This is a genomic window from Actinomyces sp. Z16 (assembly GCF_003111765.1).
Lineage (GTDB): Bacteria > Actinomycetota > Actinomycetes > Actinomycetales > Actinomycetaceae > Actinomyces > Actinomyces glycerinitolerans.
Window position 1 is genome coordinate 2,191,638 of sequence record NZ_CP027862.1, and the last position, 14,640, is coordinate 2,206,277.

At 69.8% G+C, this 14,640-nt stretch carries 12 protein-coding genes; 4 read left to right on the forward strand and 8 right to left on the reverse strand.

From position 1 onward, the window contains the following. The first annotated feature begins 179 nt into the window (after positions 1 to 179). The 3 genes from C3B71_RS09080 to C3B71_RS09090 all read left to right on the forward strand — a co-directional run bounded on the left by C3B71_RS09080 (position 180) and on the right by C3B71_RS09090 (position 3,772). Positions 180 to 2,186 carry a helicase HerA-like domain-containing protein gene (locus tag C3B71_RS09080; protein WP_108969764.1) on the forward strand — a complete coding sequence of 669 codons (2,007 nt, stop codon included), beginning with the start codon at positions 180 to 182 and terminating at the stop codon, positions 2,184 to 2,186. Positions 2,187 to 2,288: 102 nt separating this feature from the next. Further along, a complete protein-coding gene (locus tag C3B71_RS09085) occupies positions 2,289 to 2,672 on the forward strand; it encodes a GntR family transcriptional regulator (protein ID WP_108967556.1) in 384 nt (127 codons plus the stop codon). Positions 2,673 to 2,692: 20 nt separating this feature from the next. Beyond that, entirely contained in the window at positions 2,693 to 3,772 is a 1,080-nt protein-coding gene (locus C3B71_RS09090; protein ID WP_159097671.1) for a DUF1648 domain-containing protein, read from the forward strand. A gap of 56 nt (positions 3,773 to 3,828) precedes the next feature. On the opposite strand, the gene C3B71_RS09095 is transcribed toward C3B71_RS09090, so the two are convergent. The 8 genes from C3B71_RS09095 to C3B71_RS09130 all read right to left on the reverse strand — a co-directional run bounded on the left by C3B71_RS09095 (position 3,829) and on the right by C3B71_RS09130 (position 13,604). Next, positions 3,829 to 6,789: a leucine--tRNA ligase gene (locus C3B71_RS09095; protein ID WP_108967560.1), complete on the reverse strand. Its 2,961-nt coding sequence runs from the start codon at positions 6,787 to 6,789 to the stop codon at positions 3,829 to 3,831. Between the two features lie 199 nt (positions 6,790 to 6,988). Next, positions 6,989 to 7,459 (reverse strand): HIT family protein, encoded by a 471-nt coding sequence (locus tag C3B71_RS09100; protein ID WP_073328068.1) that lies wholly within the window; start codon positions 7,457 to 7,459, stop codon positions 6,989 to 6,991. Further along, positions 7,456 to 8,208, reverse strand: a complete 753-nt coding sequence (locus C3B71_RS09105; RefSeq protein ID WP_108967562.1) for a metal-dependent transcriptional regulator — start codon at positions 8,206 to 8,208, stop codon at positions 7,456 to 7,458. Before C3B71_RS09105 ends, C3B71_RS09100 begins: the two co-directional genes overlap by 4 nt. Beyond that, positions 8,205 to 8,942 carry a vitamin K epoxide reductase family protein gene (locus tag C3B71_RS09110; protein ID WP_108967564.1) on the reverse strand — a complete coding sequence of 246 codons (738 nt, stop codon included), beginning with the start codon at positions 8,940 to 8,942 and terminating at the stop codon, positions 8,205 to 8,207. Before C3B71_RS09110 ends, C3B71_RS09105 begins: the two co-directional genes overlap by 4 nt. Before the next feature lie 148 nt (positions 8,943 to 9,090). Further along, the gene (locus tag C3B71_RS09115) at positions 9,091 to 10,962 is read right to left on the reverse strand and encodes a metallophosphoesterase family protein (RefSeq protein WP_234415868.1); all 1,872 of its coding nucleotides are present in this window, start codon (positions 10,960 to 10,962) and stop codon (positions 9,091 to 9,093) included. A gap of 5 nt (positions 10,963 to 10,967) precedes the next feature. Then, on the reverse strand, positions 10,968 to 11,783 hold the full coding sequence (locus C3B71_RS09120; RefSeq protein ID WP_108967566.1) for an HAD-IIB family hydrolase: 816 nt from the start codon (positions 11,781 to 11,783) through the stop codon (positions 10,968 to 10,970). Positions 11,784 to 11,851: 68 nt separating this feature from the next. After that, positions 11,852 to 12,025 (reverse strand): methionine/alanine import family NSS transporter small subunit, encoded by a 174-nt coding sequence (locus C3B71_RS09125; RefSeq protein ID WP_073328060.1) that lies wholly within the window; start codon positions 12,023 to 12,025, stop codon positions 11,852 to 11,854. Between the two features lies 1 nt (position 12,026). Further along, entirely contained in the window at positions 12,027 to 13,604 is a 1,578-nt protein-coding gene (locus C3B71_RS09130) for a sodium-dependent transporter (protein ID WP_073328059.1), read from the reverse strand. A gap of 268 nt (positions 13,605 to 13,872) precedes the next feature. On the opposite strand from C3B71_RS09130, the gene deoD reads away from it, so the two are divergent. Beyond that, on the forward strand, positions 13,873 to 14,589 hold the full coding sequence (gene deoD, locus C3B71_RS09135; RefSeq protein ID WP_073328057.1) for a purine-nucleoside phosphorylase: 717 nt from the start codon (positions 13,873 to 13,875) through the stop codon (positions 14,587 to 14,589). The last annotated feature ends 51 nt before the right edge of the window (positions 14,590 to 14,640 follow it).

Here is a 14,640-nt window from a genome sequence, read left to right on the forward strand (position 1 = left end):
CGACGCAAATGCGCCGGACCTATGCAACCGCGCGATGGCGGCTCAAACTCACCTACCGGGCCGGTGAACAACGGCCGGTATCCCTTATCGACCGACCTCGGCACGTAACAACTACCGACCTCGGCACGTAAGTTCAACCGACCTCGCGTTGGAATTGCATGGCCGCATACGATGCGGGCATGACGAGTCCCACACCCGACCCAGCCGAGATCGCCCGCCTCAAGGCCGCGGCGGCGCAAGCGGCCGCGGACGCCGCCGCGGCGAAGGCGGCCGCCGCACAGGCAGCGTTGGAGGCTGCGCTGGCCGCTCAGACCGAGCCCGCCGTCGAGTCCTCGCCTCAACCGCTCGATGCGCCGACTCAGATGGAGGCTCGCACGCCCGGCTCGGCGGACCCGGCCGCCACGGCGCCTGCGGCTCCCGCAGCAACGGAGCCGCAGGACGCCCCGGCGGTGGAGTCGGAAGCAGCCTCCGGCTACGCCGCCCGCGTGCGGGACGGATACGCCTTCGCCGGCCCCGTACTGCCGGTGGGTACCTACCTGGACTACCCCACCGAAGACGAGCCGCACCCGGCCGGGACGAAGACGTCGGAGCCGATCCCGGTGCCCGGGGTGAACGTGGGCATCCCGCTCGGTCTGCTCAACCGTCACGCCCTGGTCGCCGGCGCCACCGGTACCGGCAAGACGCGCACCCTGCAACTGTTGGCGGAAGGACTGTCCACCGCCGGCGTGCCCGTGTTCCTGTCCGATGTGAAGGGGGACCTGACGGGTTTGGCGGAGGCCGGCGCCGCCTCCGACAAGCTCGCGGCTCGCAACGCCGCCACCGGGCAGGCGTGGGAGGGGCGGGCCTTCCCGCTGGAGTTGTTCACCCTCGGGGATTCGGAGGGGACGGCGGCGCAGCCGGCCACCGCAGCGGGCGCCTCCACCGGGACCCCCATCCGCACCACGGTGACGGCCTTCGGGCCGGTGCTGCTCTCCCGCGTTCTCGGGCTTAATGACACGCAGACCTCCGCACTGGAACTGGTGTTCCACTGGGCGGATGCGCAGGGGTTGGCGCTGATAGACCTGAAGGACCTGCGCAGCGTGGTCGACTACTTAACCGGCACCGAGCCCGGTAAGCAGGAGTTGCGCGGCATCGGCGGGGTGTCCAGCGCGACGGCGGGGGTGATCCTGCGGCAGGTCTCCGCCTTGGAGGCGGCCGGCGGCTCGGTCTTCTTCGGGGAGCCGGCCCTGGACGTGCACGACCTGCTGCGGACCGCCGCCGACGGCCGCGGCGTCATCTCGTCCCTGGAACTGGCGGACATCCAGTCCCAGGGGACGTTGTTCTCCACCTTCCTGATGTGGCTGCTGGGCGAGCTGTTCGAGGTGCTGCCGGAGGTCGGCGACCCGGACAAGCCGGCGCTGGTGTTCTTCTTCGACGAGGCGCACCTGCTGTTCGAGGGTGCCAGCAAGGCCTTCCTGGAGGCGGTCACGCGCACGGTGAGACTCATTCGCTCCAAGGGAGTCGGCATCGTGTTCATCACCCAGTCCCCCACGGACGTGCCCGAGGCCGTGCTGGCCCAGCTGGGCAGCCGCATCCAGCACGCGCTGCGCGCCCATACGCCGGCCGACGCCGCCAAGCTGAAGCAGGCGGTATCCACCTTCCCGGTCTCCCCACTGGACCTGACTCGAGTGCTCACCGGCCTGGGTACGGGCCAGGCGGTGGTATCGGTGCTGGATGAGAAGGGCCGTCCCGCGCCGGTGGCGCCCGTCGTCGTGAACACTCCGGCCGCGGTAATGGGTCCGGCACAGCCGGCCACGATCCGGTCGGTGCTCTCGGCCTCGCCACTCATGCCCAGGTACGCCACCGCGGTGGACAACGAGTCCGCCTACGAGCTGCTGGCCAAGCGCACCGAGGAGGAGACGGCCCGCGCCGAGGCGGCCCGCGCCGCGGCCGAGGCCCAGGCCGCGGCGGAGAAGGCCGCACAGGAGGCGGCTAAGGCACAGGCGAAGGCCGAGGCCCAGGCCGCCCGGGAGGCCCAGCGCACCGCCGAGCGGCTGCAGCGTGAGGCGGAGAAGGCGGCCGAGCGCGAGCAGCGGGCCCGGGAGCGGGCCGCCGAGCGGCGTCAGCGCGAGGTGGAGAAGCTGATCGGCTCCGCCGGCCGCCAGATCACCCGTTCCATCCTCGGCAACATCCTGCGCGGCCGCTGACCCCAGCGCGTATCGCGTCGACGCACCTGGCCCACCTGCACCATCTGTACTAGTATTAGCAGTACAGATCAGTTCGTCGTGCCCTCACCGGGAGTTCGCAGCATGGACCTGGAAATCGACCCCCTGTCCCCCACCCCGATCTACCAGCAGATCCGCGACCGGATCGTGGAAGGAATTGCGCGCGGCGAGCTGCCGCCCGGACGGCGTTTGCCCTCCGTGCGCGCCCTCGCCGGAGCCTTCGCCATCAACCCGGCCACCGTTTCCAAGGCCTACGATCTTCTGCGCGCCGAGGGCTTGGTTGTCACCAATGCCAAGTCCGGCACCGTCATCGCTCCTGCGGGTGACTGGACCGAGGCCGCCGCGTGGCAGTCGCGGCTGCGCACGCTACTGGCCGAGGCCCGCGCACACGGCCTGGCCGAGAAGCAGATCCTCGACGCCGCCGCCCACCAGCTCGACACGCTCTCACCGGTGGGGAGCGAACGCTAATGCTGGCCTACACCGTAAGCATGAGCTTGACCGCCGTCGTGCTGGGCCTGGCGTTCTGGGCGACTCCGGCCATCTCCCGGGACACGCTCCCACTGGGCGTGTCGGTACCCGCCGACCACGTCAACGCACCGGTCGTGCGTCGCGCCATTCGCGCATGGCACAGATGCTGCCTGGTCGGCGCCGCCGTCGCGGTGGCGGCGATTGCGCTGCTGCACTTAAGCGGCATCTCCGCCAGCCGCCCGGGCCTGCCCGTGATCGTCATGTTGGCGCAGTTGGGCGCGGGTTTCGCGTCCTGGACGGTCGTGCGCCTGCCCATCATCGAGGCCAAACGGCAGGAGGGCTGGTACGAGGACCGGCGGGTGCGAAAGCTGGCCCCGATCGGCACCCCCGAGGAATCCGGCGGCGCAATGCCCTGGTACGTCGCCTCGGTGCTCCTACTGTTGGTCGCCGCGGTCTTCGTACTACTGCGCTACGACACGCTGCCCGACCCACTGCCGATCCACTGGGGAGCCGACGGCACCGTCGACGGCTGGGCGCGGCGTAGTCCCCTGCAGGTGCTACTGCCTGCGGCCATCGGCCTCGGTCTGGTCGCCGTGGTGGCGCTGTGCACCAGAATCGTCCGCCGCAGATTGCTCGCGAGCATCCCCGTCGACGGCGACCGGAGCCGAACTCGACGGCTCACCCTCGCCCAGGCGCACCTGATCGACCGGGTGATGGGACCGCTGGCCCTGGCCACGGGCGTCTCCTTCGCCGGCATCCTGGTGTTGCCGCTTGCGAAGTCACCGGCCGCCGCGCGCTGGTGGCTGGCTATCACGGTGACGGTCACCTGCCTGCTGATCATGTGGATGATCGCCGACCTGATCCGACTCTCCCGGCGGTTCACACGCCGGCTCACACCCGTGGATGCCGACTCCCCCGACGACGACGAGCTGTGGCTCGGCGGGTTGTTCTACGTCAACCGCGCGGACCCCTCGCTGCTGGTGCCCAAACGCGCCGGCGTCGGCGTCGACCTGAACTACGGGCACCCGGTCGGGCGGGCGCTCGCAGTCTTCATACTGATCAACCTGGTGGTCGTCATCGGCGTGTGCATCCTCCTGTGACCGGCTAATAGCCAACCGCCGAGACAACCACACGCGCCCGGCGAGGCGCCGCCCCCTCACTCGGGGACGACGGACACCAGCTTGGGGGCGCGCACGATCACCTTGCGCACGCCGCGGCCGTCCAGCGCGCGGACCACGCCGGGGGCGGCCAGGGCCAGTCTCTCCAGCTCGGCGGCGTCGATGTCGGGGTCGACCTCCAGGCGGTCGCGAACCTTGCCCTTGACCTGCACCACGCAGGTGACCTTCTCGGCCGCCAGCAGCGTCTCGTCGGTGACGGCCGGGAAGGGCTCGTGGGCGAGCGAGCGGGTGTGCCCGAGGCGCTGCCAGATCTCCTCGCAGATGTGCGGGGCGACGGGCGCGGCCATGAGCACCAGGGCCTCCACGGCCTCGCGCGGCACGGTCTTCAAACCGGTGAGGTGGTTGTTGAGTACGATCAGCTTGGCGATCGCTGTGTTCAGGCGCATGCCCTCATAGTCATCGCGCACGCCCACGATGGTGCGGGCGACCAGGCGCCGGGTGGCCTCATCGGCGGGAGCGTCGGACACCGTCACCTCGCCGCTGGTCTCGTCGACGACGTTGCGCCACAGCCGCTGCAGGAAGCGCTGGGCGCCGGCGACGGCGCGGGTGTCCCAGGGGCGGTCCTGGTCGAGCGGGCCCATGCTCATCTCGTAGACGCGGAAGGTGTCGGCGCCGTAGGCGTCGTACATGTCATCGGGGGTGACGATGTTCTTCAAGGACTTGCCCATCTTGCCGTACTCGCGGCTCACGGGCTGCCCCTGCCAGGTGAAGACGGGCTTGCCGGCCTCGTCCTGGGTCTCCTCGACCTCGTCGGCGGGCACGTACTGGCCCCGGGCGTCGGTGTAGGCGTAGGCCTGCACGTAGCCCTGGTTGAACAGCTTGTGGTACGGCTCGGAGGAGGACACGACCCCCAGGTCGAAGAGCACCTTGTGCCAGAAGCGGGAGTAGAGCAGATGCAGGACGGCGTGCTCGACGCCGCCGACGTACAGGTCGGTGCCGCCGGAGGTATTCCCGGCCTCGGGGTGGGGCCCCATCCAGTAGGCCTCGTTGGTGGGATCGACCAGGTGCTCGGCGTCGGTGGGGTCGATGTAGCGCAGCTCGTACCAGCAGGAGCCGGCCCACTGGGGCATGGTGTTGGTCTCGCGCCGGTAGGTCTTGAGCCCGTCACCGAGGTCGAGCTCGACCTCCACCCACTCGCTCGCCTTGCCCAGCGGCGCCTCCGGGGAGGAGGTGGCGTCGTCGGGGTCGTAGGTGCGCGGGGAGTAGTCGCTGACCTCGGGCAGCTCCACCGGAAGCATGGACTCCGGCAGGGCGTGGGGGCGACCGTCCTCGTCCCAGACGATCGGGAAGGGCTCGCCCCAGTAGCGCTGGCGGGAGAACAGCCAGTCGCGCAGTCGGTAGGTGACGGCGCCGTGCCCGTAACCCCTGGACTCCAGCCAGGCGGTCATGGCGGCCTTGGCCTCGTCCTTGCCCATGCCGTTGAGGCTGATCTCGGCGTTGGCGGAGTTGATGATCTGCCCGTCACCGGTCCAGGCGGCCTCGTCCAGGGAGAATCCCTCCGGCGGGGCGATGGTGGCGATGACGTCCAGGTCGTAGGCGCGGGCGAAGTCCCAGTCGCGCTGGTCACCTGAGGGGACGGCCATGATGGCACCGGTGCCGTAACCCATGAGCACGTAGTCGGCGACGAAGACGGGCACCTGTGCGCCGTTGACGGGGTTGGTACCGAACAGCCCCGTGAAGACGCCGGTCTTGGTGCGCTCGGTGTCGGTGCGCTCGGCCTCCGTGGCCTGGGCGGCGCGGGCCCGGTAGGCGGCCACCGCCTCGGCCGGGGTGGCGTAGCCGCCGGTCCAGGCGTCACGGGTGCCCTCGGGCCAGGCCTGCGGCACGGTCAGGGCTGCGGCATCCTGCTCCGGGCTGGCTCCGGACAGGCCGCCCAGCAGCGGGTGCTCGGGGGCGACCACCATGAAGGTGGCGCCGAACAGGGTGTCGGGGCGCGTGGTGTAGACGGTCAGCTCGTTCTGGCTGGCGCCGACGGCGTCGGCCTCGGGCAGGGCGAAGGTCACCTCGGCGCCCTCGGAGCGGCCGATCCAGTTGCGCTGCATGGTCTTGACCTTCTCGGGCCAGTCCACCGTGTCCAGGTCCTCGGCCAGCCGGTCGCCGTAGGCGGTGATGCGCATCATCCACTGGCGCAGGTTTCGCTTGAATACGGGGTAGTTGCCGCGCTCGGAGCGGCCCTCACTGGTGACCTCCTCGTTGGCCAGGACGGTTCCGAGTCCGGGGCACCAGTTGACCGGGGCTGAGGAGACGTAGGCGAGCCGGTGGGAGTCGACGATGTCGGCCTGCTCCCCCGGCGTCAGCTCCGCCCAGGGGCGCCTGTCGGGGGTGGGGATCTGCCCGGAGGCGAGCTTCTCGATCAGTTCACTCACGGGGCGGGCGGCGCCGGTGCCGCGGCCGTCGCGGCGGGGGGCGTCCGGGTCGAACCAGGAGTTGTACACCTGCAGGAAGATCCACTGGGTCCAGCGCACGTAGTCAACGTCGATGGTGGCCAGCGAACGGCGCGGATCGTGGGACAGGCCGAGCCTGCGCAGCTGCCGGCGCATATTGGCGATATTGGCCTCGGTGGAGATGCGCGGATGCTGTCCGGTGGCGACGGCGTACTGCTCGGCGGGCAGGCCGAAGGCGTCGTACCCCATGGTGTACAGGACGTTCTTGCCGGTCATGCGGGTGAAGCGAGCCACGACGTCGGTGGCGATGTAGCCCAGCGGGTGCCCCACGTGCAGGCCCTTACCGGAGGGGTAGGGGAACATGTCCAGCAGGAAGAACTTCTCCTTGGCGGCGTCGGGGCCGGCCAGGGCGCCGACGGGGTTGCCGGCGTTGAAGGTCCCCTCGCGCTCCCACCGGTCCTGCCAGGCGGTCTCCAGGCGTCCGGCCAGGTCGGCCGTGTACCGGTATGGCGTGGGGTTGTCGGTGGTCTGCTGCGCCCGGCTGTTCTCCGTCATCGCGGGAGTGCTCCCTTAGGTCGTGTGGATGGGGCGGGGCCGCTGCGCCGTCGGCGGGCAGGCCGAACGGCGCGCGGCCCCGTTGCTGCGGGCCAGCCTATCCCCCACCCGGCCCGGCGCCGGTGCCGGTCCGATTGGTGGAGCCGCGACGCCGGTCACGTCCGGGCCGGTCCGACGCGCGCGCAGGTTCGGAGGGGCCTCAGGCCAGGGCCGGGGAGCCCAGGGCAGCGGGTACGTTCCCGCCCCAGCCGTCTTCGCGCAGGCCCGCGCGCAGGCGCTCCATGGCGGCGTCGAGTTCGGCGGCGGGCACGTCGTGCCGGGCGGCTGCCGGCGCCACATCCGCCTCGGCGCGGATGGGCAGCACGTGCAGGTGCAGGTGGTCCACCTCGTAGCCCACCACCATGACGGCGGCGCGCGCGGCGTCGAACACGCGCGTCTGGGCGCGGCCGATGCGCTTGGCGACGATGGCCAGGTGGGCGATGAGCTCGTCGGAGGCGTCCACGTAGGAGACGACCTGCTGCCGGGGCACGACCAGGACGTGCCCGTCGGTGTGCGGGGCGATGGTGGCGAAGGCGACGCAGAGCTCGTCGGCCCAGACGAAGCGCCCGGGCAGCTCGCCGCCAATGATCTTGGTGAACACGGATGGTGCGGGGCTGGTTGTGTCGGTCACAGACCCAGCGTAGATGATTGTGGCAGTGTCTCCGCCGGCTCCGAGGGTGCCAGCACCCACAGGCTCCCCGCCGGGACGACGGCATCGACCGGGTCCGCCGCCGTGTCGCCCTCGGGCCGCACCGCGCGCACGCTGCTGGTGGGCCGCCCGTCCTCGGAGCCATCACGCCCGAAGACGACGATGCGGGTGTCCAGCCCGATGCCGGCGCGGGTCAGCTGCTTCAGGAGGGCCGGGTCGTCCCGGATGCGGCCCACCACTCCGGACTGCCCGATTTGGAGGGTTTCGAGGGCACACAGGGCGGGGACGACGACGCTGCCGTCCGCCGCCGGGATGGGGTCGCCATGCGGGTCCCGGGCCGGATGCCCCAGGGCGGCGTCGAGGGCGGACAGCAGCCGGTCGGAGACCGCGTGCTCGAGCACCTCCGCCTCGGCGTGGACCTCATCCCACTCAAAACCAAGCGCCGCCACCAGGTAGGTCTCCAGCAGGCGGTGCCGACGCACCATTGCCCGTGCCAGGCGCCGCCCGCGGTCGGACAGGGTGACGGCCCGGTAGGGGGCGTGTTCGAGCAGTCCCGCCTCCACCAGGCGGGCCACATTCTCCGAGGCGGTCGACGGCGCCACCCCCATGCGCCGGGCCAGGCCGGTGATGGAGGCGCCCTTGCCGCCCCATTCGCTGGCCGCCCATACGGCCTTGAGGTAGTCCTGGGTGACGGCCGAACTGTCGGCCGGGGTCTGGGCGGCCGCCGTCACCGGAGCATCGCCACCCAACCGTCCCAGAACGCCACCAGCACGATGACGGCGATGACGGCGTACATGGCCCCGGCGATCCACCAGCGCCCGGCCAGCAGCCGACGAGAGGCGGCGGGAGGCAGCCCCAAGTGCCCGCCCGCGGCGGCGCGCCCCCACGTGTTGGTGGCGATCGGTATGGTCACCAGCCAGATCAGGGTGCAGAACGGGCAGAGCTTGCCGAAGGTGAGCACCGATGTGGCCAGGAACCAGGCCACGAAGCCGATACCGCAGACGGTGCCGGCCACCAGGCCCCACCAGACCCAGCGGGGCAGCCGCACCCCCGCGGCGAGCAACATCCCAATCAGCGTCAGCACGGCGAAGGCCATGCCGCCGACGAAGGCGTTAGGCACGCCCAGCAGATTGCCCTGCCACGCATTCAAGGAGTCCCCGCAGGAGACCAGCGGGCTGACGTCGCAGACAAGGGCGGCGTCGGGGTCGCGCAACTGGCTGATCTGGCTGGCAATCAGTTCCCAGCAGGCGCCGATGCCGATCAGGGAGCCGATCACGAGCAGTACGGCGTAGGAGCGGGGGGCGCCGGTAGCGGTGGCGTCGGTTTCGGGCCCGCCGGCGTTCACGTCCGGGGCGGTCGCACCAACCGCGAGGCTGGATTCGCCGGCCAGATAGGCGTCCAGCTCCTCCTCACTCATCGCGTCGATCATCGCGTCGACCTCGGCCTGTGTGGGCACGTGTGTCATCGCCGGATCTCCTCAGCCTCTCCCGGGGACATGGGCGCGCCCCGGCCGCTCCGGGACGCGCGCCCCAATTGTGCCTCACGGCCGTCTTGGCGCGAATCGGCGTTGATCACGCCGGCCGACGGCGGCAGGGGCCGCCCGCCTGCGCGGCCTAGTCGGCTGCGCTGTCTCCGCCGTGGGCGGCCTCCGCGTTCTGCTCGACCGTATCGTCCGTCTTCTGCGCAGCCTGGTCGTCGGCCTCCTGCGCGGCGGGCACCGCCTCCCAGGCGCCCACGGTCACCGAGGCGTCCGGGTGCAGGGTCACGGTGCGCCAGGCGAGCAGGTCGCCGTCGGCGTTGAAGGACAGCAGGTGCAGGTAGGCGTCGTCGGTGACCTCACCGATGGAGGTACCGCCCTTGCCGGCGCCGGAGACCAGCTGGGTGACGGCGAGGTTTCCGCCGTCGGTGGTGGTCACGCCCCGTTCCTGGTGAACGTGGCCGGCGAGCAGCAGCGGGGTACAGCCATCCGCGATCAGCGGATCGAAAGTGTAGGGCTGGTGAATGAGCACCACGTCGGCCCGGTTGCCTGCGTGCTCCGCCTGGCAGGAGACCTCGGCCAGGCGAGCGCCCAGCCCGGCTGCATCCTCGCTCCCGCGGGGGACGGTGCCACTGGCGGAGGTGCGGTCGGGGTCGACGTCGCCGAGTACGTTCAGCCCGGCCACCTCCCGCACGGTGCCGTCGGTGACGGTCCACCCCTGGGCGCGCAGTCGCTCGGCGGTGGATTCGGAGTCGTGATTGCCGATGGTGGCTACCCGGGCGACGCCGGCGGGGACCGCGTTGGACAGGGCGTCCACGCAGATCGACTCGGGCTGACTGCCGGTCATCGTCAGGTCGCCGTCATCCATGTGGATGTCGGCGCCCGCGAGCTCGTCCAGCAGGCCGGTGAAGGCGATGACGTCGAGGTTGCAGTGCAGGTCGGTGGATAGCACCGCGGTGGTGGTCTCCCCCTGGTCGACCGCCCAGCTGCCCGTGACCGGGGTGGTTGGGGCCGCGGTGGGCCTGGCCTCGGGGGTGGCCGTCGGCAGCGGGGCGATCTCGGGAGTGGCTACCGCCATCGGCGTGGTACCGCGGGCGGAAGCCGCCCGGAAGGCCTCCGCCACAGCGTCCTCATCCACCGCGCCGTCGACCGCGGTGACGTCGACGGCGCCGTCGACCGCGGCGGAGGCCTGCCACGCCACCCGCAGGTTTTGCTCGGCGGCCGTGTAGAAGGCGGTGTTCTCCTCCAGGAAGGCGGAAACGCGCGGACCATATGCCTGCACGATGTCGGCGACCCGTCCGGACAGACGCGCGTCTTGAACAGGCGTGCCCGCAAGTACTTCCAGCCGGGCGCCCGGCTGCGGGCCACTGCGCACGGCCGGGACGACGACGGCGATCGCGACCGCGGCGGCGGACGCGAACGCCAGGACCTTGGCGTTGCGGGGTAGGCGGCGTGGACTGCGGCGAGGCGGTCGCGGTCCGGCCAGGCGTCCGACCGTAACCAGACTCAGCAGTACCGACTCGACCAGGCCGGCGCGCCGCAGGGCGTCGTCGGCCAGGGCCCGCAGGCCGCGCTCGATCGTCAGTTCGGGGTGGGCAACCAGGGCGACGTAGGCGGCTCCGTCCGAGCTGAGCGCCTGGCCGAGGGTGTCGGGGGAGACGGCGTCGGGATCGGGCTCTCCCGGGATCTCGCCGACGACCACCTCGACACCGAGCAAACCGGCAGGCGAGTCCAGCACCACCGAGCCGAGTGGACCGAGGTCGACGGTGAGTGTGGAGTCCAGAGTGACCGACCATTCGGCCTCGTGCGGTCCCAGGGGTGAGGACGCGGTCGCGGTGGACACACCAATCGCCAGCGACGCCAGCGTGCTCAGGAGCAGCAGCAGGGCAGTGCGCACGCCCTTGCGGAACCGGGCCGTACGGGATCGCCACCAGCGGCGAGGGCCGTCATGCAGCTGGCCGAGCCGTCCGGTGAGAACGCCGCGGGTGTCCCGCCGAGCCTTAGGCACGCCGGTCAGCTCCGCTCCCCCGCCGTTAGGCGCGCGGCCAGGTCCGCGACGAATGTGGCCGTGTCCTCCCAGGTGTCCACCGCCTGGCAGGGCACGCCCAGCGCTTTGACCGGGTAGTCGTTGCCTTCGGGGTCCAGCCGGTCACCCACGAACAGCATCTGCTTCAAGGGGATGCCGGTGACCTCGGCGAGCCGGTTCATGCCGTAGGCCTTGTCGATGCCCTTGCGGGTGATGTCCACGCTGGTGGAGCCGCCGGAACGGACCTCCAGGTCTGGTAGTAGGGCGGCGACGGCGTCACGCAGGCGGCCCTTCTTCTCCCCCGTGGGGTCCCAAGCCTGTTTGGCGTCCAACGGTGCCTCCTGTCCCAGGGCGGAGAAGGTGATCTGACTGCCGCGGTCCTCCAGGGCCGGTCCCCAGGTGTGCTCCTCCCACAGCCCCAGACGGCGGGCCTCCGCCTCGACGACGGTGCACGCCTGCTCAACCTGGGCGGGCGTGAGGTCGTTGGCGTAGACCAGCGTCCAGTCGCCGTCATCGGGATTGTGCGTGTAGTAGCGGGTGCCGCAGGTGGGCATGAGGTGGAGCCGACCCAGCTCGTCGTCGCTGGCGTTCAGACGGGCGAGTACCTGCTCACGGAACTGCCCGATCTGACCACCGGAGATGATGCACACGGGCACGACGTCCAGCAGGGCACGCAGCGCAGTGGCCATGGGCTCGGGCATCGGCGACTTGGAGGGGGCGAGCGTCCCGTCCAGGTCGAAGGCGACCAGCCGGGGTGCAGCGGGTGTGTCGGCGGCGGCGGGCCGCAGCGGAGTCGAGCGCATGGGGTGCATTGTGGCGCACGTTTGCGCTGCTACGAAACCAGGTCCGGGCGCGGGAGTGTCCCGTATCCTCACCGATCGTCCTGCGGGTGCTTGAGGTGCTCGTGGGCGGCAGCCAGCGCGGCCTCCCGGGCCTCAACGTCCTCACGGCGTCCGCGCACGACCAGGGCCGTCACGGAGACGGCCAGACCGCCCCAGATGATCACGATGGCGACGAGCATTACGGCGATTGCCGGTCCGGTCATCTCACTTCACCTCCTCAAGCACATCCAGGTTAAGAGGCGCGTAGTCGTCTACCGGCGTGCGCCAGGGCATGCGTGTGAACACAATCGTGGCGACTACGACGAGGAAGATCACGCCCCATCCGAACACACCCTGCAGACCGGCGGAATACGCGTCATAGCCGTTGGTCGCATAGGACCAGACGTTCTGGACGAACATGTAGCCCAGGAGCAGCGGGGCGATTACCGCCACCAGGCCACGCCACCAGCCGCCAATGATGCGGGTGTCGGAGACCAGGTTGAGATGACGCTGCAGCTCCTTCAGCCGACGCAGCACCAGGCCGAGGCCGACGCACATGACAATGGCGGAGCCGACCACGCCGATGTAGTTGATGTAGGCGTCGACGATATCCAGATCCCACAGTCCCGAACCGGTGCTGAACAGGATGAATGACAGCGCGGCACTGGGCAGTCCGGCCGCCAGCGTGGCCTTGCCGTTGGACAGGCCGAGCTTCTCACCGATGGCGGGAGCGACCACCTGCAGGATGGAGATGAAGGAGGTCAGCCCCGCCATTGAGAAGGAGGCGAAGAACAGGACACCGAACAAGGCACCGCCCGGCATCTGCGAGATGACGGTCGGGAAGGTGATGAAGGCAAGCCCGACGCCCTGGATGCCCTCAAGGTCGGCCACCGACACGCCCTCGACATGGGCCATGAACCCCAGCGTGGCGAACACGCCAATACCGGCGAGGATCTCGAAGGAGGAGTTGGCGAAGGCGGCGGTGAAGCCGGTACCCACCAGGTTGGAACGGCGCTTGAGGTAGGAGGCGTAGGTGAGCATGATGCCGAAGCCGATGGACAGGGAGAAGAAGATCTGTCCGAAGGCGGCCACCCACACGGTGTAATCAGTCAGCCGACTCCAGTCGGGGGTGAACAGAGTGTTCAGGCCGTCCGTAGCTCCGGGCAGCAAGATGGCCCGGATCACCAGGATGACGAACATGACTACCAGTACGGGCAGGAATACCCGGTTGGCGCGCTCCACGCCGCGAGATATGCCGCGGGCCACGACGAAGATGCCGAAGGCCCACACCAGCGCCAGCGGGATGGCGACCCCCAGGATCGGAACCGGCGAGTACGCCGGGGTGGAAGGGTCGGCCAGACTGGTCTGGCCGATGTAGTCGCTGAAGAAGCCTGCGGCGTCGTCGCCCCAGGCGGTGGTGAAGGAGAACACCGTGTAGCGTAGCGCCCAGGCTACGATCACGGCGTAATAGGTCATGATGATAAAACAGATGAACACCTGCCACCAGCCGAGCCACTCGAACCGCTTGGATACCCGGCGGAAGACGGCCGGAGCAGAACCGCGGAAACGGTGTCCGAGCGCGTAGTCGAGGAAGAGCACGGGCAGGCCGGTGATCAACAGGGCGATGATGTAGGGGATCATGAAAGCGCCACCGCCATTGGTGTAGGCGGTGCCGGGGAAGCGCCAGATGTTGCCCAGACCGATCGCGGATCCGATGGCAGCCAAGAGGAATCCGAGTTGTCCGCTCCACTGCTCGCGTGCGGGCATCTGTACGGCGGTTGAGGATCCGGGGCTGGATGGCATTAAGAACCTTCCGGGTTGTGGGTAACCGGCAAGCCGGCCGCCGGTGCCGAAGGCACAGGCCTAGAATCGCTAGGACGATAGTCGCAGATGGAGCACCTGCCTATGACGTCCCGCCATCCGGACAGGAGCCTTAGATGGCACGACTTGGGTATCTCCACCCCCGAGCTGGCACGGCATGTGCGAGACTGGCCTGTCGCACTCGCAGCACTGCTCGGCACCGCCGGAGCTGCTGACAGCGCAACGTTGACGGACAACTGAAAGGACAACCATGGCCACGCCTCACATTGCCGCCGAGCCCGGCGACTTCGCCCCTGCGGTGCTGATGCCCGGAGATCCGCGCCGCGCCCAGCGCATCGCGGAGGGACTGTTGGATGATGCCCGCCTGGTTACGGATGTGCGTGGCATGCTCGGTTTCACCGGCACCGTAGACGGCAAGCCGCTGTCGGTGATGGGGTCGGGCATGGGGCAGCCGTCCTTCTCCATTTACGCTACTGAACTGTTCAGCCAGTATGGGGTTGAGCGAATCATTCGCGTGGGCACGGCCGGTGGCATCGGCAAGCAGGTGCATGTGGGTGATGTTGTGATTGCCACCGGAGCCCACACCGATTCGGCGATGAACCAGCTGCGCATCCCCGGCGTGAACTTCTCGGCCGTCGCCGACTTCCGCCTAGCCATGGCCGCCTATCGCGCGGGCGTCGAGGCCGGCATGGGCGAGCGGCTGCACACCGGCACGATCATCTCCCGCGATCACTTCTACTTCACGCCCGAGGGGCAAACGGAGCGTCTGTCCGCCTACGGGACCCTGTGCGTTGAGATGGAGGCGGCAGCCCTGTACGGGGTGGCGGCCGAGTTCGGCAAGCAGGCGTTGGCGGTGCTGACTATCTCCGACCACCTGCTGGACCACTCCGGTGACATGACCGCAGCCGAACGAGAGACCCGCTTCCAGGATTCGCTCCAGCTCGCGGTCGCCGCTGCCCTGAGCTGATTCCAAACCATCGCCGTCGAGCTGCTGTTGCATGACGCCAGGCGACGACGC